Below are 20523 nucleotides of genomic sequence, written 5' to 3' on the forward strand. Positions count from 1 at the left end.
GCCATTTTTTCAGAAGGGTATGAGAGCTATGTCCTTGATTGAGTCTATGTTTTAACGGGGTTGTCACCCCGTCAGCTCAATTTTATTATTCCGATGCAACGGGAAACGATATTACACAACAGTCTAAGAATTCCCGCGTACAGGTTTGCAGTCAGGACTTGCGTCTTTCCGATTAGAAATGCCATTTCATCCCTGGACTAAAGTCGCAGGGTTTTCAAACCAATTTTCTGATCAAAAAAAGATACGCAGTGCGTACCTTTTCAATTAGAAAATAAGGCGCGCCGAGGCGCACCCTACTAATTAGCTGTTCTGAGGAACAGGAGAACCAACGCTGGGCGCACCCACCTTAGCCCGCTTCTTGATCAAGATTGGCTTGACGGTGTTTTCTCCAACGGGGGGATCTTCTTGTTGAGCGTAATCAGCCCCCATCCAAGCAGGACGGCTTTGATCGAAGGCCATTTGCAATGCTGCAGCGGCGATCGCGTGGGAGTCGTATTCCTCGGACAACTCAGACACCAGAGGTAAGAAAGATGCCATCCGTTCGCCAGCCAAAGCTTCGCGAACTTTACCCTGCATTTTTTCCAACTGACGTGCTTCAATTTGTGCCCGTGTCGGAATGTTCCGCACTGTCAAGCTCGATCGCACGTGGCGTTCAATCAAACGCAATTTCCGGCGATCGACCGGTTGAATCAGCGTAATCGCTGTTCCTTCGCGACCGGCCCGGCCTGTGCGTCCGATCCGGTGAACGTAGCTTTCTACGCTATCGGGTAAATCGTAGTTAATTACGTGAGTCAAGTGATCCACGTCCAAGCCCCGCGCCGCAATATCAGTCGCTACTACCCAGCGGACTTGACATTGGCGGAACCGATGCAGCAAGCGTTCCCGCTGTGCCTGGTTCAAATTACCGTGATACTCGTCCACGCTGTGGCCTGCTGCTTGCAGTTGGCTGGTAAGTTCCGCCGCCGACTGCCGCGTCCGCACAAAAATCAGCGCCGATTCCGGGTCTTCCATTTCTAGAATTGGCTGCAAAGCTCTTGCTTTAGACCAGCCGCGCGGAATCATGTACACGCCTTGGCTGATGCGCTTCGGCGTTGCTTTTGGCTGTTCGACGGTGACGTTGACTGGGTTACGCAAATGGCGCGCTACCAATTTCCGAATGGAAGCTTCCATCGTCGCCGAGAAAAATGCCGTTTGACGATCTTTTGGTGCAGCATCCAAGATTTTTTCCACATCTTGGATAAAGCCCATGCTGAGCATTTCGTCAGCTTCGTCCAAAACCAGCCATTGTATTTTGTCTAGTTTCAGGCTGCCACGGCTGAGCATATCTAATATGCGTCCGGGTGTCCCGACAACTATGTGAACGCCGCGCTTCAAACGCTGCATTTGGCGATCGATCGATTGACCGCCGTACACTGTCAGAACTTGCAGAGAGCGACCTACTTTTACCGGGCCTTCCTTGCTGATACCGCTCAAATCGCGGATAGCTTCTGTTACCTGCATCGCCAATTCGCGGGTCGGTGTCAGCACCAGTGCTTGCACCGCAGTTACATCTAGATCGATCCGCTCCAAGATTGGCAACGAGAATGCTGCCGTTTTGCCCGTTCCTGTTTGGGCTTGACCCACAACGTCGCGACCTGCTAGCAAGTGCGGAATTGCTTGTACTTGGATGGGAGTAGGTTCTGTAAAGCCTAGTGTTTCCAGATGGAGAACGAGTTCTTCCGAAAGACCTAAGCCTTCAAACAATAAATTCATTAATGCTCCTAATAACGAGTCTTAGCCTTCTAAGTTGCCCAACTCGGATGCGGATTTCTGCTCGGCGGCAGGAACTCATTATGAGTTCTGTGTGGTGCTGCGCCTGCGCGCACCTTTTTAAATAGCAATCGAGTATAGGGCAGCTCCGTCGATGGTGACTAATTTACCAATTCGACAGCCGTCTTTGATTTTGTGACATCACCGATACCAACCGCCAGCGATCGGGTTATCGACTTCCAACATTCTTAAAATAGTACATTGGACTTCCTTTGAGGTACTTGCAAGCTTTCTCTCTAGGGCGTTTTATAGTGAGGATGATGACCAGCCCCACTGAACTGCACTACATAGTAGTTACAGGTTTGTTAGTTCAGGCGCTATCCCGCAATCCGTCGTCTGCGGGATTCAACAGGGGATGCAGCGACCGTTACTGCCTATCCATCTCAACACTCTTTCGGGATACCGTTGTCGTGCAGGGCGGACGGCGAAGCAATCTCAAATTCTCCCCGCTGGTTTCTGACTTTATATTAGCATAACTCTTTACATTCAGAAACAAAACAGTGAACTACCCGACGGTGACCTGCGGTACACCACGGGCTTCCCAATTCATTGGCAACAGCCGCCAGAACTCCGTAATTCTATTGGTCTTACATTGCCTCCAAGGGCAGGAGTCCTGGTTCCCAAGACCCATACTTTTTCTGGCAACACGTACCTTTGAGCTTGGTTTTCGCTTACGGCATTGGTGGTCAAGATGTACTAATTTTATCAGAAGAATTGCTCGTTTCCTCATCCACCCCGTCGCTGTTCCACAGCACGGCTTGGAATTCGACTCGCGGGAGTGGAATCGTCAACTCACTGGCACTCATCCCGACGCGAGGCTACACTCTTAGCGCGGGGCTGATGCTGCTTTGGCGGGCGGGACAGTTCGAGCTATACTTCTACTTGACCGTAGAGGTCATAGACATCGGCACTCGCAATTTTCACAGGTACTATCGAACCCAACCGCGCTTCTCCTGTCACATAGACGAGTCCATCTACTTCTGGGGAAAATCTGGCGGATCTACCAATCAACTCACCTGTCTCTGGCTGTTCTTGTTCTATCAGGACATCAACTACCTGACCGACAGATTCTTGATTCTTCTTCAATGATATAGGTTGTTGTGCCGCCATTATGGAATTGCGCCGCATTTCCATGATTTCTGCTGGTATTTGCTGGGGCAAGGTGAAGGCTGGGGTTCCTTCTTCTGGCGAAAACACGAAAACTCCGACGTGATCGAATTCGTGGCGCTTGACAAATTCCAGCAAATGTGCTGCGTGTTCTTCTGTTTCGCCGGGGAAGCCGACAATAAAAGTTGTCCGCATCACGGCGTTGGGAATTTCTGCTTTGAGCCGATCGACTATAGCATCATTAATCCCAGCTTGAAAAGGTCTGTTCATCGCCCGCAGAATTTCCGGGTGCGAGTGTTGCAGGGGTAAATCCAAATAGGGTAGAACGTTCGGCGTTTCGCGGATTGCCGCGACAACTTGCGGAGTCAAACCTGTAGGATAGGCGTAGTGCATCCGAATCCAGGGTACATCTACTTGGCCCAAAGCGCGCAGCAGTTCGGCTAGCTTCGGTTCGCCGTAGATATCTTTGCCGTAATTGGTGGTAATTTGAGAAATTAAGATAATTTCTTTGACACCTTCGGATGCTAATTGCTTAGCTTCGGCGACAATTGATTCGATCGTGCGCGATCGTTGATTTCCGCGCAAGTGCGGGATAATGCAAAATGCACAGCGGTAGTCACAGCCTTCTGCTATTCGCAGGTAGGCGACACCTTCCGATGTCGTGCGGTAGCGGGGAGTTGTTTCGTCAGCGATGTAAGTAGGTTCGCTAGAGACGAGGGAAACTCGATCGCCCTTTTCCACCTGCTGCATCACGCCGACTATTTTATGATAGTCGCCCGTGCCGACTATGGCGACGGCTTCGGGCAATTCGTCGAGCAATTCCTGCTGAAAATGCTGTGCCATGCAGCCAGTGATGACTACTTTTTTATTAGCTTCTGCCAATTCGACCAAAGTGCGGACTGACTCTTCTCTCGCGGCTTGGATAAAACTGCAAGTATTGACTACAACATAATCGGCTAATTCTTCATTAGAATCGACTTGATAGCCCGCTTGAGCCAGCAAGCCAATCATGTGTTCGGTATCGATGCGATTTTTTTCGCAGCCGAGGTGAGTAAATGCGATCGTTGGCTTCGTTGCCATGCAGTAATTAGTTGCTGTTGCGATATTTTTGAGAACATTTTATGATACCACACAATTTCAAAAATTGCAAGTTTGCGTGGATTTGAGCCGGGAATTCATATCAAATCCGGTTACACCGGAATGATGAGGAGACGGCAGTGCCGTGTCCCTACAATGTTATCTTCGGTAGGGACACGGCAATGCCGTCTCCTAATTTCATGGAAATACTGTCAACTGTCAACTAAAGTGATATCCCAGAGCGATCGTTCTTCAAGTTCTTCTTGCCAAGCTTCAGAGTTATTGCGTAGAGAAAGATAAGCTTGGTTTGCTGCTTCTAGAAACTGTTGTCTTCGGTATTGTTCGATTGCTTGTTCGAGAACTGCTTGGATTGATTTTCCAGAACTTGCAGAGAGTTCGGCAAGGATTGTATAAAATGTATTGGCGATCGTAACTGTAGAAGTTTGATTCATGTTAGTTTTTTTACTTACCCCAACGTTACCCAACTATTATAGTCCGTATTGAATACGACTTTATTTGATATCCTTTTGATACCCGATCGCCCCAGTCCTTCTAAGTCGGCTCAGTTGCAGGCAGACCGGCTCGAAAAATCTGCTCGACAGTCAACCTCAACTCTGGGAATGCCAGCGACTCAACTGTGTCATTTCCCCGAAACTGGCTGATTTGATATTCCCCGTCAACTAACTGGTAAACCGAGATAGTAGGTTGTTTCGGATTACCAATGAAGCGTCTGCCACCTTTTGCAGCATAATCCACAACCCAATATTCTGGGATACCCAGTCTTTCATAATCAGCTACTTTAACCAGGTAATCATCTTGCCAATTCGTGCTGACGACCTCTACAGCCAGTCGCACCGAAGACCCCATCGTGATGACAGATTCTTTTTTCCAGCGTGGCTCGTTTGCAAGTGCGGTTCTGTCTAGGATTATTACGTCTGGTTGGTAGCCTGATGCGTTAAGGACGAGTTTGAGCAGGCAGTCACCTGGAATTGAATAGGGTAATTCACGACGATCGATTTCAACTGCTAGTTTTGAGTGTATAAAACCCGTAACTTCCGAATGGTCGCCGGTTCCTAAAGGCATTTCAACAATTACTCCATTGTGTAGTTCGTACTTGTGGACAGAGTTCTCTGGATACCAAGCAACGAATTCATCAAACGTGATTGTTTTGGATATGGTTTGGATCATGTTGCGGTTTCCTCTGTCTGGCGATTAGTATGCGGAAAGCTCAAAGATTACACAATTCCTTGGACTATTTTAGCAGAAATACTTGACATAGGAAGTGAGGTTTGCTATGAGATTATCTCCAAAATCTCAAAATAGCGATCGCACCGATCGACCGAATCAGAAATCAGTATCTAGGCGATGAAATAATTGTTAGTGTTGCGCTATTTCTAAGAACGTTTTTTCGTACCACACAAGGCGATTTTTTTTGCCAGGTGTCGGTTTTATTGTCTATAGAAACCGGGTTTCTGTAGATTTCTCGTAACTGGCGATTAAACTCCAAGAAACCCGGTTTCTAGGCGTGGCGGTAATCTGCAGAAACCGGGTTTCTGCCTTAATTTCTCGTAACTGGCGATTAAACTCCAAGAAACCCGGTTTCTGCGGCGAAACTACACCGTTTGATTCGAGGATACATCAGGGGCGATCGCCCGATTAGCCTCACCCGAAATCACTGAAGCAGACGCAGCAGCCAATTGGCCGTAAGAATTTCCGCCCAAACCATTAACTTGACGCATCAAACTGCCCATTTCCAGAGCACTCATCCCATAATTCCAGCCCAAATTGCTCTTAATTCCCGCCCTTTCCAAAGCTTGCTGCATCGTGTCTGTCGTCACCACCCCAAAAATCACCGGCACACCTGTTTGAAAAGCAGCCGCAGCAATTCCCTTAGAAACCTCACCAGCTACAAAATCGAAATGCGGAGTTTGGCCGCGAATCACCGCACCCAGACAGATTACCGCATCGTAGCGACGAGAAAGAGCAGCTTGGCGAGCCACCAAAGGAATTTCAAAACATCCCGGAACCCAATAAAAATCTACTTGATCCCCATGAGGATCGATATCAACCCCGTGGCGCTTCAAACAATCTTGACATCCTTCCAAAAGTTTGCCGACAACCAAATCGTTAAAACGACCGATGACAATAGCAAAGCGCAAAGATTCTGTTTGAGTAAAAGTTCCCTCGAAAACTGTCATAATTTTAGATTTTAGATACTTCGGCTTCGTTGTACAAGTTTTAGATTTTAGATTTTTCTAGACCTGAAGGCAAAAGTTATATAACAGAAACATCTCATCGGAATTTTAAGTTCAAAAACACATATAATCCAGCGTTCAGTAATTGTTTTAGCTTTTTCCGAACGCCGGATACCTTCAAAATTCTGATAAATGCCTTCTATCTTATACCTTTTACCTTCTTGTTTCGATCGCCTCGGACGATATTAAACCACCAAAAAGTTCAAAACGCCCACTGCAATAACCAGCAAAAACCACAGACCAGAACCTGCATAAATCAGAGTTTTAGACTGACTCCAGTTTTGGGGAGTGGCATAGGCTACCGGTACGCCAATTACCATCACAAAAGATAGCAGTACCAAAGCCAGTAAAACCAATTGAAACAGAATTGATAACATTTTTTCTCCTGTCGATATAGCCGTGCGTTGTTGACAAATAGTTTCCCATGATCTGGATAAACATTCCAGATCGTAGTTTCTGATCCCGCCCAAAACGGGTATCGTACCCCGACACTTTTGAGTGGATATCTCAAGATTTTAGATAAAAATTTAAGCTCGCAGATTTATCCGTGGAGTAAATCTAAAATCTAAAATCTAAAATCTAAAATCGAATGACAGTATCCTGATGGTCGATCGAGAAATTGTCGGTTGAGTCAGCGACTCTTGAGATTTTGACCAATTTTATCATTGTTCGCTACTCCACAGAAAACTAGAAAGGTTAAGTTACAGTCCTAGGCCGTGTCAACAACTAGGCCAAACCCGCAGTCCGAGAGGAATTGAAGTTCCTGTCTCAAAGCTGAAGTTCTAGGTCGAGGACTTTCGCTATAAGAGGGGGACTTCAATTCCTGGCGGCTTTTCGGGCTAAGCTGAAACCAAGAGTGAAAGCCCGATCGCCCGATCGCGTATCAGAGCGCGAGAAATTGCTACTGTGGGAGTGAGAGAAGGGGGATTTTCGGCTATGGACTTAGTTTTGTGCCACACAACGGCAGATTTTGACAGCTTGGGCGCGGCGGTGGGACTGTGCGTGCTGCACCCAGGTACCAGAATTGTGCTGACGGGCGGGTGTCACCCCACAGTGCGGGATTTTTTGGCGCTACACCGGGACGAGTATCCGCTGATCGAACGCCGATCGGTCAATCCGTCACAAATTCGATCGATTAGTATAGTAGACTCCTCCCAGCGCGATCGTTTGGGAAAAGCCGCCGCATGGCTAGACTTGCCACATATCAAGCAAATAGCCGTTTTCGACCACCACCTGCAAGCCGATTTAGACATACCCGCCACACTCACCCAGATAGAATCAGTCGGAGCAACCACTACATTAATTGTCGAACAACTGCGGGAAAAGCTCAAAAATGCCGCAGAAAACGGCGACACAGCATCCCGCCTGCTGCCTTCAGAAGCCACAGTCATGGCCCTGGGTATCCACGTCGATACCGGTTCCCTCACCTTTGAGGGCGCAACGGCGCGAGATGCAATGGCTTTGGCGTGGTTGATGGAACAGGGAGCGAGTTTGGGGGTCATCGCTGAGTATGTAGAACCCGGTTTGTCTCCTCAATTGCAGGATTTGCTGCAAGAATCGCTCAAGAATTTGCGATCGGAAACCTTGCACGGTTATACAGTAGCTTGGGTGCTGCTATCTACTGACAACTATGTTCCCGGACTTTCTTCCCTAGCTTCCCGCTTGCTCGATTTGACTGAAACCGATGCTCTACTTTTAGGCAATGTTTATAACTTTAGCGAAAACGACAGCAACCGCAACATCGCTGAACCGACAGTTTCCAACCGCTTAGCTATTATCGGTCGATCGCGCATTTCCAGCACAAACCTCAGCGAACTGTTCAAACCTTTCGGCGGCGGAGGCCACGCCAGCGCCGCATCCCTCGCCACCCGCGATGTTGACCCCATGCTGATTTTAAATCAGTTAGCTGATGAATTAAAAGCTCAAATTCCCCACCCTCCCACCGCCCGCGAGTTAATGTCCTCTCCAGTGCGGAGCATTCGCCCGGAAACCTCCGTGGGAGAAGCTCACCGCATCCTCCTACGTTACGGGCATTCTGGGCTGCCTGTGGTCGATGCGGGCGATCGGCTGACGGGCATTATTTCCCGCCGCGACATTGACATTGCCCTGCACCACGGTTTCAGCCACGCCCCGGCTAAGGGTTACATGACTCCGCAGCTAAAAACCATCGCCCCTGATACGTTGCTGCCAGAAATTGAAGCTTTAATGGTGACATACGATATCGGGCGTTTGCCAGTATTGGAAAACGGCGAACTCCTGGGAATTGTGACTCGCACCGACGTATTGCGGGAATTGCACCAACAAAAAACGCGAGACAGGGGAAATAATATTGAATTATCCTATTGTCCCTTGCCCGAATCTGTTGAACAGTTGTTGCGATCGGGCATTAGTCCAGAATTATGGCAGTTATTGTCGATCGCAGCCAATATTGCCAGAGAGCGCGGGTGGCAACTTTATATTGTCGGCGGAGCAGTGCGGGATTTACTCTTAGCAACGGACGATAAAGTGGCGCTAACAGACATTGATTTGGTAGTCGATGGAAACCGCAGCGCCGACGATTCCGGTGCCGGTGTCGAGTTAGCTTCATCGCTACAAAAACTATACCCAGATTCGCGTTTGGACGTTCACGGTGATTTTAAAACCGCCGCGCTATTGTGGCACAAAGATTCTGTTTTCGGCTCCCTGTGGCTGGATATCGCTACGGCTCGTACTGAATTTTATCCTTATCCGGCTGCAAATCCTGAAGTTGAAGCTAGTTCGATCCGTCAAGATTTGTACCGCAGGGATTTTACAATTAATGCTCTGGCTGTGCGGTTGGGAGAGCCTCGCAGTGGCGAATTGTTAGATTTTTTTGGCGGTTTACTAGACTTGAAAGCGCGCCAAATTCGAGTTTTGCACGCTAACAGTTTTATTGAAGATCCGACGCGAATTTATCGGGCTGTAAGGTTTGCGGTGCGGTTGGGATTTGCGATCGAGCCACAAACTGAAGAATACATCCGCCACGCTACCGAAAGCGGGATTTATTACCGCATTCAAGGGGAAAGCGGCCGAACTCCGGCTTTGGAAACTCGCCTCAAAAGTGAATTGAGGTACATTTTGCAAGCTCCTTACTGGAAGCTTGCTCTGCAAATGTTGGGAGATTTGCAGGCTTTGCGCTGTATTCATCCTACTTTGGAGTTGGATCGAAATTTGTGGCGGCGGCTGCGTTTGCTCGATCGATGTTTGAATGGAAGGAAGAAGGAAGAGGGTTCGGCAGCGGATTCTGTAACGGATGTAACGGATGTAACCGATGGAATTAAGAAACAAGTAGTTAAAAAATTCCCGATGCCCCATGCCCAATTCCCCATTCCCCATTCCCCATTCCCCATTATCAATATTCCTGATTGGCTGATGCGACTGGAAGTGTCGATCGCTTATTTAGCACCAGAATATCGGGGTAAAGTAGCTGCAAATCTTCTGTTACCTGCAGATAGCATTAAGCGGCTGCAAAATTTGGAAGCGGCAAATCAGGAATTAGCAGAAAATTTGCCGAAGTGCAAGTTACCGAGTCAATTGGTGCTGCTGCTGAGGAATTATGAGTTGCCGGTGTTAATTGCGATCGCCCTCCAAAGTCCCCGGAGTATCCGCCGTCAGATTTTGGAATATCTCACCAAATGGGCGAATGTCGAGTCGCCTTTAAACGGAAACGACTTGAAGGCTTTGGGTTACAAGCCGGGGCCAGCATTTAAACGGATGTTAGATGATTTGTTGGCGGCTGCGTTGGATGGCCATTTGGGCGATCGGGCTAGTGCGATCGTTTTTTTAGCACAACATTATCCTCAAACTTAGGGGGTGTTGCTGAGTTATATCAAATCCTCTCTTCATCGGAATAGTAAATTCACTGTTGACTGTTGACTGTTAACAGTTAACATCATGAGGAGTGCAACCGGAATTGATATTAGAGTATGAATAGGAGGAATAATATCAAATCCTCTCTTCATCGGAATGATTCAGATATATATTCTCGGACTCTGTGTACTCTGTGTTCTAGCGCCGGTTAAATCACCTGACGATGCAAGCGGAAACGATATAATTTATGCAACGCAAGCGAATGTAAATCAACCCTATCCGTAAAAATGGCAAGAAAAAAGGAAAACAGAACCACATTTGTGTCCAATGTTGTCGTCAATTCATCAATGAGTATGCCCAGCGATGTCAAGCGCGAAACCATCAAACGTGATGGTCTAAAAATGTACGTTAATGGCATAGGTTTACGGGCGATATCACGAGTTAAGAAAGTTCATAATACCACGGTAATAAATTGGGTAAAACAAGTCGAGAAACTGTTACCAGATGTTTATGACCCGGAAGTAATTCCAGAAGTTGGTGAACTCGATGAATTACAAAGTTATCTAAAAAAACAGACAAACTCTTGCTGTGGACAGCGGTGGAACACTTTAGTCCAGGAATTTTAGGATTGGTATTAGGGGATCGTAGCGCTAAGGCATTTGAACCATTATGGGACAACGTAAGTGCATGGAAATGCTATGTTTATGTAACTGATGGATGGTCTGTATATCCCATGTTTATTCCTGATGGAGATCGGATTGTTAGCAAGACTTATCTGACACTCCTTAGAAGGGTAAAATACAAGACTAAGACATTATTTAGCTAGGCTGCATCCCAAGACTCTTTATTCTAAATGTGAGCAAATACTCAAGCATTTTATTAAGGAAGGAAAATTTAATAACTTAAGTGATTGCTCGTTACCAGGAAGAGCCTGGTAATGTTTCTGGGGCGAGGAATATCCTCCTTTGAGGAAGGCAACTTACAGGAGAGAGGACTGTAGGAGGTGTTTAAGTTATTAAGTTTTCGATCCTAAGTTATTAATACATTACTTGAAATTTGACGATATTCCCATGACCGGGGCATTCATACCTTAATTCAGCAACGCCAAAAAGCTAGGTTAGTGCCACTTTCAACTTCTGAGTAATTGCAGGGGACAGTATTTCTGTTACATCAGATTTATCTAAAGGGAACCCAGGTAAAGAGTTATTTAATTTTCATTTTTTGCAGAATCTGCTCTTTGCGCCTAGCAGCAACTTGGGGCCAAGTCAACTCCAAAGCTCGCTTGCGGGCGGAGGCTCCCATCTGAGCGCGCAAATCAGGAGAATTAGATAATTTTCGCAGTCCCTCCACCCAGGCATCCGTATCGTAGGGATCGAGAATTATGCCGTCAATACCATCACGCACCACACCGCCTCCTCCCATCGGCGAAGTAAGAATCGGCAAACCATGACCCATTGCTTCATAGATGACGAGTGCGCTACCTTCCTCAAGACTGGGAAAGGCAAAAAAGTCAGCTTTGCGATAGGCAAAACTGTAGTCAACAGCATAATCAAATTGAACTACATCAGGACGTTTCAGCCAATGACTGCAAGTTTGAGCGATCGCAGGCTCCATCGCTCCAAAAATTGTCAGCGTTCCCTTAATCCCAGCTAGCTCCCAAGCCTTCAAAAGCAAATGAACCCCTTTGCGGACGCAGGCAAAACCTAGGAAAAGGACGTTAACTTCATCCTGCGGCGGTTTTTGAGATTGATAATTGGGGAAACGATGGGGCCACCAACCTTCTGTCGTTACAAGTAGTTTCTCTTCAGGAACCCCGACTTCTTGAAACGATTTTGCTACTATCGGACTAGGACAAAACAGAAAATCAATTAGCTTGAGTTTTTCCTTTTCATCCTGAATATTTTCTGGAGTAACGTTGTGTTGAGGTTCCAATCCCAAGCGAGAGTAAGCATCGTCAAGGATTCTCTTAGATTCGCTTTGATAACTATTAACTCGCTCCAAAACAATTGGCTTGTTCTGCTTGTTAACCCTCTTTACAAAATCTAATGATATACCAGGCCACAAGTATGCCAGATCAAAATCTTTGAAATCTTTGAGAAAACGCTTCTCTGTCTTGATTATGGGAAGACTAGGGCTGCGGTAATATAGTTTTGTCAGAAATGACGGAATTGCTTCCACTACATTGGGGCCGCGACATTCGCGATCGCAACTGGGGACAACCATGCGAGCCTTCAATTCAGGGCCTTGCCATTCTTTGCACACTGAAAAAAATACGTCGCTAATTCCTCGGTTTCGGGAATGTATTGGGAATAAAGCACTCAATTTTAACATATTAATCAGCAGTATTACTCAACGAATCAGGATAATGAAGTATAGCTATTCTCACATAAGCTATTTTGCATTTAAATTGGATATTCGGAACGGTTTCGCGTACCCATCATACAATATTTTGATTGATTTTTGATGCACAATTTAAATGTATAACAGCTTAGATTCGCAAATGACTGTAAATAAAGTTATTAGACGCTGCCCTATTGCTATATAACAACTCTAAAGATGGATCAAACCCAAGAAACTACCTCATTTTTAACTCGAAAGCCTATAGGTCAACCAATTAAAGATCAAAAGCTATCTCCCTCCCAGATACCCGATGTTTTTAACTACCGCCGGGATCTGGGTATTCTGTTTTTTCGGTAGGTTTACAGACCAATTACGAATTACAAAGAAAGCTAATCATGTAAATGCAGCCTGATTTGAGAGCGGGAGTCAAGAGTCAGGAGTAGGATGTTTAATTCTTAAGGAGAGAAGGAATCATCCTATCTCAGGACTTTAGGCGACAGTTGCTAAAACAGGATTTTTAGCTTTGCCAAGGGCCAAACATTTTTTAACACCAGCAATTACATCTTCCACATCTGCATCTGTTAATTTAGCTGAAATCGGCAAGCTAACTGTATGCCGCCCAATGTAGCTAGCATTCGGATAGTCTGCTGTCTGCCATCCAAACATTTTTTGATAGACAGGATGTTCCGGCATACTCATGTAATGTACGCCGACACCAATATTTTCAGCATTAATAGCGTTGAGAAACTCGTCGCGGCTGATTCCTGTTTTCGCTTCATCTACCAGAATTGTGTACAGGTGATAAGCGTGAATCGTATCCGGTTCTGGGTTCGCCGGTACAGTAATCGGCAAATCCGCAAATGCTTCATTGTAGCGCTGCCAAATCTGCTCCCGCCGCTGCCAATAAGGGGTGACTCGTTTTAATTGATGAATGCCGATCGCAGCTTGCAGATCCATCATATTGTATTTAAAGCCGACTTCCACCACTTCGTAGTGCTTGTAACCCGAGTCGCTGAAGCGCTTCCAAGCATCTTTGCTCATACCGTGCAGCGCTAAAATGTTGAGCCTGTCAGAGTCTGCTTGAGCGCGAGCCAGAATCATTCCTCCTTCGCCCGTCGTGATGTTTTTGGTGACATAAAAGCTGAAACATCCGAAGTCGCCAAAAGTGCCTGCTTTCCGTCCCTTGTACTGTGTTTCGATCGCGTGAGCGCAGTCTTCAATCAACTTCAAATTGTGACGGCTAGCAATGGAACAAAGCGCATCCATATCGCAGGGACGACCGGCGAAGTGAACTGGTAAAATCGCCTTAGTTTTGGGAGTTATTTTAGCTTCGACTCGAGCCGGGTCAATATTCATTGTCACCGGATCTACATCCGCCAGTATCGGTGTTGCTCCGGCGTGAATAATCGCATTAACTGTAGCGCAAAAAGTCATCGGAGTAGTAATCACTTCATCCCCTGGTTTCAAGCCAGCAGCGAGGACGCTCAAGTGCAGTCCCGCCGTACAGGAATTAACCGCAACCGCGTACTGGGAACCCTTGTAAGCATTGAATTCGTCTTGAAACTTCCTGACTTTCGGGCCGGTACCCAACCAACCTGTTTTCATGGTTGCCACCACTTCTTGAATTTCAGCATCTTCGATCGAGGGAGCGCCGAAAACCAAGAAACGGTCTTTTGGACGAATAGGATTGTTTTTCATGTTGCTAGTTTTAGCGAGTATATAGAGTCGATGGAATGAAGGTGTACTACCCTGAAATTACGATTTTATTTGGATGTGAGGTGCTGTTAATTAATCCAGTCTCTCACCCTTTCCGTTTTTAACTTTTTTTTGTCAAAAGTTTTGGGCAATGCGTTGCGTAATGTTATCTGTGATACCACTAGCTTACTAATGACTGGTCATTTTTTTTTGCAAGCGCCTGATTCTGACAGCATTTCCATATCTTAAAATACATAATCTGTAATGTCCAGCAGATCGTATTTCTATTTATGGAAGATACAGAAGCTCTCAGCCGCATTTTTTGCTCAAAACAGCCCAAAAATAAACATCATTGTCAACTTTTTATTAACTGTATAACATCTATCCAGGGATAGATTTCAGAGCGAGATTATACGATGTGAGATTTGCTGCTTTTCGATAGGAGATTTGGGACTAACTGATTCCCGTTGGGTTGGGAGCTTGTCTACCGCTGCATTCTTGTTTTAGACTGGTGTTAAAATCAGGAAATTTTGCAAAAATAAAATGTGATTCTGGTGTAATTTATGCAGGTTCCGAAAAATTGTGCGATCGCACAAATCAACGATCCTTGACATAATCCCCTACAATCTAGGCAGACGAATCTTATTCAAAATGTCTTGCAGCCGTTCCGAAACGCCGCCCAATTGTTCTGACAAAGCCACAAGTTTGCCGTAAGCTTCAACTAAACGATCGCCCTCAACATAAACTTCAGCAGCCGGATAATTCCTCATCGCTTCCAGCAGCGTAATCTCGTTATCATTAGTTGCAGACAGCACCAAAGCCGATCTCAAAGCTTCTCGATTTGCATTCCCAGAAGGAGTGCGAATTACCTGACCCACTTCATCGAGAATAATTTCCCCAACCTTACTGTTAAGGGTCCCATCCAAAAACCTTTGATTGACTTTGACCGGTCTCGTCAGATTTCTGCGAACCGCTTCCGGGTCTTGTTTTGCCTGGGACAACAGCATTTCTAACCCGGGCGACATTTTCCCAGTTCCTGCAAAAACTTCTAATTCGCTGACTGGTAAAGTCATTCGGATCGCACTGTATTTGAGCACTACCTTTTCCGCCGCCACCGCCGCACTGCTGTAAAATACAATTCCCGCACCGGCAGCTAAAAATAGCGTCCACCGCACTTTGCAAAATGACCTGCTCATAGTAAAATCTCCCAACAACTTTTTCTAATTAGACTTTGACACACATCTGATTAGATTTTAGATTCTTCGACTTCGCGAGCGAACAAGTTTTAGATTTGGGGATTGGGGATTGGGGATGACTGACGATAAGCAGGATTTGCAGCTTTCCTGCTGTGGCATTATTTTTTGGGAACTGTGCTTGGCTTTGCGCGGGCCCTACTGCCCCAAATACCAAACGCCAGCTCTTCTATCAATGAAGGCTGGCGCTGGGCTGAAATTTGTTTTATATATTTAGGGTCTTTATCAAAGCTGACCCCAATTGAACGAAGTAAAAGCGGCTTATGATTAGGGTCTTTAAATTTGCTGACCCCAATTGAACCCACTCTTTAATCGTGACAGGGATCGATCGCAAACCAGGATTTCGTAATAATTTCTTTATTTTTCTAACTTTTCCTTGCCTCAAATATATTTTTGTGTCGATTGGTAAATTTTTGTTACTTCGACTTGGGCGATCGGGCTTCGGCGCGCTGCTCCAGGCGAAACAAAAACACCATCAGAGCGACGACTCCGACTTGGAGGGCAAAATTTGGCAAAGCAGAGCCTATTTCCCGGCCAGAGGCAATTTGAGCGAGGAAAACCAGACCGCCGATAAAGCCCGAAGCGCCACAAGCTACGTAGACCAACTGCCGCAGAGGCCGGTAGGGAGCGGCTATTTCTGCGGTTAAACGCTCGTATTGTTGGCGGTTGAGGTTGCGGGGGTTTTTTGGGGTGTAGGGGCGATCGTCCGAATTGGGAAGTGGCATAGATTTAGGAAATAAGTAAATTAGGGATTGGGTCAAAAATAACCGATCGAGCAACCGCAGGCGAAAGGCAGATGCAACACAGACAAACGCAGATAATTTGATGCTGAGGAAAGCCTAGGAATTTAATGCAAGTCTACTGTGCGTGGAAATTCTGCGCTCGATATCATATTACAACTAAATATCTCACCACTGCCAAGATCAATCATCGCTGCAGCAAAAGTATGACTGTCTGCAAACAGCCGACAAAAACACCTAAAATGCCTCCTAAATTTACAATTCCCTGCAACTCACTTTTGACAATTCCCTGAATTGCTAGCTCTAATTCTTCGGGAGAAGTGCCTTTTACTCGATCGACAATCACCTGGTCGATATTTAAAATTGGGATAGCCTGAGCTACAATTTTTTCTAAATCCCGCTCTAAATAACGATCTAAAACCAAAGCTAGTTCTTTGCTGACAATTTCTAGGGAAGCGCTCATTACCGCTGAAGTTTGCAATCGATTCAGAATCAACCGCGAAATATTTTCCCAGTCAATAGATTTGCTCAACCCATCAAGTACCTCTGTACCCCGCTGTTGAACGTAGGTGCGAACGCTGTCGCGCATTGTTTTTCGCAACTGTCTTACAGTGGAAACCGGTAAGTTTTGCATTGACAAATTTTGCAGCCATTCCTGAAGTCGCCCGCGAATTCCTAAAGAAACTGTTAACTCTGCTAACCGCTTATTTGTTGCTTCTCTGTCGTCGAGACAAAAAGTCCGCAGCCGAGTTAAAGTGTTCCGCAAACCAAACAAATTGGCGACAACCCAATAAGTGCCGCTGGTTTTTTCTCGAAACCCTTCATCGATAATCGAAATATTGCGATCGGTCAAAAAGTCAATTAAAGCCTGCCGCAGCACTTCCGGCGGTATTACTACCTGCAATAGCCAATCAGCCAACTGAGCCGCCTGAGCTTCTGTTAGCTGAATTTCTAGCAAAACTTGGTCAAAAATTTGATTTAGCTGAGCTTCTAAAAAATCTTCCCGGCGCGCCAAAACTTTGAGAATTCGCGGCACAGATTCTCCCAGCAAATCTCGCAGAATGTTAGCGAGAATTTTAGATGTTTTTTGTTCTGCGTCTGCTTTTACCTGATCCAGCGCCAACTGCAGCAGCCAGAGAATTATCGACTGCATCCGCTCAGTTTGCAAAAGGCGGCGCGCCAAATTTTGCAATTCTTGTGGTGTCAGCAGCGAACCCATAATTGTGTCAGAAATTCGCTTGGCCAAGCGTTCTTGGTTGCGCGGGATCAAGCCGGGAGTGAAAGGCAACTGCCGCCCTTTGATATAAATAGCTCGATAGGGGCGAAACAGCATTTTGATGGCTATGTCGTTAGTAAAATAGCCAATAATGCCTCCCACTACAGGCGGAGCAAACAACAGCCAAATGTCAGACTGGTTCATCAATAATTGGGAATTGGGAATTAGTCAGTAGTCAGTAGTCAGCAGTCAGTAGTCGGTAGTCGGTAGTCGGTAGTCAGTAGTCATTAGTCATTAGTCATTAGTCATTAGTTAACAGTCAACAGTCAGCAGTCAACAGTCAGCAGTTAACAGTCAACAGTCAACTGACTAATACCAATACTCCCATCATAGCTCCAGCAATGGGATAGTGGGTGGCTCGGGCAAATCCGGCTTCGCGGGCGATCGCGACTTGCTGCTGACCGATCGGGAATTTTTCTAAACTAGGATTAATGTAGGCATATTCTTGAGTCATCCCAAATTGCTGAGCAATTGGCACCACGAGACTGTCGAGATAAAACTGCTGAAAGCTCCGCATGAGGGAATTACTGGGGCGGTGGAGGTCAAGAATGGCGGCTTTTGCGCCCGGTTTGAGTACGCGGTGCAATTCTTGAAGGCTGCGGGGGATGTCCGTCACGTTACGCAAGCCGTAACCCATTGTGGCGCAGTCAAAGTAATTGTCGGTAAAAGGCAAGTCTAGGGCGTCAGCTTCTATCCAGGTTATGGGACTTGTCTGGGTAAGCAAAGGTCGATCGCGCAAAGCCGCAACAGCCAATTGTTCGGCGGAAAAATCTACTCCAAATACACAGCCGGTAGGCCCTGCTTGTTTGGCCAGCAGCAAAGCTAAATCCCCGCTACCGCAGCACAAGTCCAAACAAGTATTTCCCGGGCCCGCACTGCTCCAATTCACGGCCATTTGCTTCCAAATCCGGTGCTGCCCCAAGCTCAACCAGTCGTTCATTTGGTTGTAAACTGGTGCAATTCGGTTAAAGATATTTTTAATTTGTTCGGCGTTATTAGTCATTGGTTATTGGTTATTGGTTATTGGTTATTTGTTGTTTGTTATTGGTTATTGGTTATTTGTTGTTTGTTATTTGTTGTTTGTTATTTGTTATTAGTCATTTGTTATTAGTCATTTGTTATTTGTTATTGGGAATGGGGAATGGGGAATTGGGCGGAGCGAAGCGGAGGGATTGGGAATGGGGAATTGGGCGAGCGCGAAGCGGAGGGATTGGGCGAGCGCGAAGCGGAGGGATTGGGCGAGCGCGAAGCGGAGGGATTGGGAATGGGGAATTGGGCGAGCGCGAAGCGGAGGGATTGGGCGGAGCGAAGCGGAGGGATTGGGCGGAGCGAAGCGGAGGGATTGGAAATGAGGAATTGGAAATGGGGAATGGGGAATGGGGAATTGGGAATTGGAAATGGGGAATTGGTAGCAACTAACCAATGACCGATGACCAATGACCGATGACTAATAACTAATGACTAATAACCAATAACCAATAACCAATAACCAATAACCAATAACCAATAACTAATGACTAACCACCTTGAAAACTCGTCAGTACCAAAGCAACTTCTTGAGCGGCGAGGTGAACTGTTGTGAGTTCGTCGGGGCGCAGGGAACAAGGTTGCTTCCACTGGAGGGACATCAGGGCGAGCGATCGACCTTTGTGAATCACCGGCACGATCAAGTGAGCTTGAACGCCAGATTTTTGATAGTGCGGCAGACTAGCTAGGGCTGCGTCGCTGGCAATATTTACAGCACCCTGAATAGTTTGAGAGGAAATTGCCTCTCCAACCAGAGGGTCATCAGCCAGCCAATTTTCCACAGTTTGTCCGCTGGTGTGAGTGCCTTGGACTGGCATTAAAACATTTTCTTCCAACATTTGCAAGATGCAAACATCCGCCAAAAAATTATCGCTAACAGCAGTAGCCATTGGTTCTAAACTCAGTTCCAAATTCGGATAATCCACAGCCGCCTGCATGATTGTTGCTAACAGTTGTATTTGATTTTGGGCGCGGTGCAATTCCTCAGTCCGCTGCTTGAGAACTTCATAAGTCTCGGCAGCTTTTTGCACCACCATTTTCAATTCGTTAGGGTCCCAAGGCTTGGTGATATACTTGTAAACCTGTCCAGAGTTAATTGCATCCACTAAGTCTTCAATGTCCGTAAAACCCGTCAAGATAATTCTGACGGTATTCGGAAACTGTGGTACGGTCTTGCTGAGAAACTCTGTTCCCTTCATTTCAGGCATCCGCTGGTCGGAAATGATGACGGCGACCTCGCCCTCAATACCGAGGACTTCCAAGGCGCGAATCCCGCTATCAGCTTTGAGTACGTTAAAATCTCGTCGGAAAGTGCGGTAGAGTAAATCCAGATTGTCTGGTTCATCGTCTACTACCAACATTTTGGGTTTTTTCGGTCGGTGTAGGGTCATGAGCTGGCGTTTAATTTGATCGAGCTCTGGAATGGCATTATCCATAACAATACGATAAACTCCCCTTGGTAAATTTAGGCGAGCAACTATTCTGTAACAATAGTCTCATACTTCCCTTACTATCAATCGATCGCTCTGCCGCGACACGATGCTTGCTGATATCGAATCACACTTGACATCCGCCCCGGCGTGAACGCACGGGGATTCTAGAAATCACTTTCTAGACCTTTCTGCTTCATCGCAACCGCCATCAGACTTATGCCTATCCGGTCTTACGTTCGCTCCACAGACTTTCACCGCAAGCCCTGCGGCAAGTATATTTTGGGCGGCGTTGATATCTCGGTCGTGGTGAGCGCTGCATTTAGGGCAATTCCATTCTCTCAGATTCAACGGCAGCCTTTCAACGATGTGACCGCAATGCCCACACCGCTTAGAACTGGGAAACCAACGATCGATCTTAATCAAAGTGCGATCGTACCATTTACACTTGTATTCAAGTTGCCTTACCAACTCACCCCAACTTGCATCACTGATGGAGAGGGCGAGTTTGTGATTTTTCACCAGATTCTTCACAGCCAAGTCTTCTACGGCGATGGTTTGGTTTTCTCTCACCAACCGAGTTGTCAACTTGTGAAGAAAATCTTGTCTAGCATCGCTAATTTCTGCATAAACTTTAGCGACTTTCAAACGCGCTTTTTGCCGATTTTTAGAGTCTTTTTGCTTGCG

General features: G+C 46.4%; 16 protein-coding genes and 1 pseudogene. 3 read left to right on the forward strand and 14 right to left on the reverse strand.

Annotated features, from left to right (window positions below):
- Positions 1 to 300 precede the first annotated feature (300 nt).
- The 6 genes from QUA97_RS25670 to psbZ all read right to left on the reverse strand — a co-directional run bounded on the left by QUA97_RS25670 (position 301) and on the right by psbZ (position 6625).
- Positions 301 to 1752, reverse strand: a complete 1452-nt coding sequence (locus tag QUA97_RS25670; protein WP_194071123.1) for a DEAD/DEAH box helicase — start codon at positions 1750 to 1752, stop codon at positions 301 to 303.
- Positions 1753 to 2679: 927 nt separating this feature from the next.
- The gene (rimO, locus tag QUA97_RS25675; protein WP_194071122.1) at positions 2680 to 3996 is read right to left on the reverse strand and encodes a 30S ribosomal protein S12 methylthiotransferase RimO; all 1317 of its coding nucleotides are present in this window, start codon (positions 3994 to 3996) and stop codon (positions 2680 to 2682) included.
- Positions 3997 to 4205: 209 nt separating this feature from the next.
- On the reverse strand, positions 4206 to 4445 hold the full coding sequence (locus QUA97_RS25680) for a hypothetical protein (RefSeq protein WP_333196996.1): 240 nt from the start codon (positions 4443 to 4445) through the stop codon (positions 4206 to 4208).
- Between the two features lie 100 nt (positions 4446 to 4545).
- Positions 4546 to 5181 (reverse strand): Uma2 family endonuclease, encoded by a 636-nt coding sequence (locus QUA97_RS25685; RefSeq protein WP_194071120.1) that lies wholly within the window; start codon positions 5179 to 5181, stop codon positions 4546 to 4548.
- Between the two features lie 425 nt (positions 5182 to 5606).
- Positions 5607 to 6191, reverse strand: coding sequence for a 6,7-dimethyl-8-ribityllumazine synthase (ribH, locus tag QUA97_RS25690; protein ID WP_194011166.1), 585 nt, complete (start codon positions 6189 to 6191; stop codon positions 5607 to 5609).
- Between the two features lie 242 nt (positions 6192 to 6433).
- Complete coding sequence (gene psbZ, locus QUA97_RS25695) at positions 6434 to 6625, reverse strand: photosystem II reaction center protein PsbZ (RefSeq protein ID WP_194011167.1); 192 nt, start codon at positions 6623 to 6625, stop codon at positions 6434 to 6436.
- Between the two features lie 559 nt (positions 6626 to 7184).
- Between psbZ and QUA97_RS25700 the strand changes: the two genes are divergently transcribed.
- Both QUA97_RS25700 and QUA97_RS25705 read left to right on the forward strand, forming a co-directional pair.
- Positions 7185 to 10076: a CBS domain-containing protein gene (locus QUA97_RS25700; protein ID WP_333197001.1), complete on the forward strand. Its 2892-nt coding sequence runs from the start codon at positions 7185 to 7187 to the stop codon at positions 10074 to 10076.
- A 268-nt stretch (positions 10077 to 10344) separates the two neighbouring features.
- Positions 10345 to 11014, forward strand: a pseudogene (locus QUA97_RS25705) (IS1 family transposase).
- A gap of 265 nt (positions 11015 to 11279) precedes the next feature.
- Here QUA97_RS25705 and QUA97_RS25710 read toward each other — a convergent pair.
- The 6 genes from QUA97_RS25710 to ubiE form a co-directional block, all read right to left on the reverse strand.
- Entirely contained in the window at positions 11280 to 12407 is a 1128-nt protein-coding gene (locus QUA97_RS25710) for a glycosyltransferase family 4 protein (protein ID WP_194066209.1), read from the reverse strand.
- Positions 12408 to 12905: 498 nt separating this feature from the next.
- Positions 12906 to 14114: a DegT/DnrJ/EryC1/StrS family aminotransferase gene (locus QUA97_RS25715; protein WP_194066208.1), complete on the reverse strand. Its 1209-nt coding sequence runs from the start codon at positions 14112 to 14114 to the stop codon at positions 12906 to 12908.
- Between the two features lie 617 nt (positions 14115 to 14731).
- A complete protein-coding gene (locus tag QUA97_RS25720; protein WP_194066207.1) occupies positions 14732 to 15307 on the reverse strand; it encodes an alpha/beta hydrolase in 576 nt (191 codons plus the stop codon).
- Positions 15308 to 15780: 473 nt separating this feature from the next.
- Positions 15781 to 16089 carry a DUF3493 domain-containing protein gene (locus tag QUA97_RS25725; RefSeq protein ID WP_194066206.1) on the reverse strand — a complete coding sequence of 103 codons (309 nt, stop codon included), beginning with the start codon at positions 16087 to 16089 and terminating at the stop codon, positions 15781 to 15783.
- A gap of 202 nt (positions 16090 to 16291) precedes the next feature.
- A complete protein-coding gene (locus QUA97_RS25730; protein ID WP_194010015.1) occupies positions 16292 to 17524 on the reverse strand; it encodes a DUF445 domain-containing protein in 1233 nt (410 codons plus the stop codon).
- 157 nt (positions 17525 to 17681) lie between these two features.
- Complete coding sequence (gene ubiE / locus QUA97_RS25735) at positions 17682 to 18383, reverse strand: bifunctional demethylmenaquinone methyltransferase/2-methoxy-6-polyprenyl-1,4-benzoquinol methylase UbiE (protein WP_194066205.1); 702 nt, start codon at positions 18381 to 18383, stop codon at positions 17682 to 17684.
- A gap of 138 nt (positions 18384 to 18521) precedes the next feature.
- Here ubiE and QUA97_RS25740 point away from each other — a divergent pair, with 138 nt between their 5' ends.
- Entirely contained in the window at positions 18522 to 18806 is a 285-nt protein-coding gene (locus tag QUA97_RS25740) for a hypothetical protein (protein ID WP_333197005.1), read from the forward strand.
- A 91-nt stretch (positions 18807 to 18897) separates the two neighbouring features.
- Here QUA97_RS25740 and QUA97_RS25745 read toward each other — a convergent pair whose 3' ends face one another.
- Entirely contained in the window at positions 18898 to 19842 is a 945-nt protein-coding gene (locus QUA97_RS25745; protein ID WP_194066203.1) for a response regulator, read from the reverse strand.
- Between the two features lie 168 nt (positions 19843 to 20010).
- The coding region (locus tag QUA97_RS25750) for an RNA-guided endonuclease TnpB family protein (RefSeq protein WP_333197007.1) at positions 20011 to 20523 on the reverse strand (513 nt) is incomplete at its 5' end.

Source organism: Microcoleus sp. CZ3-B2, assembly GCF_036705055.1.
Taxonomy (GTDB): domain Bacteria; phylum Cyanobacteriota; class Cyanobacteriia; order Cyanobacteriales; family Microcoleaceae; genus Microcoleus.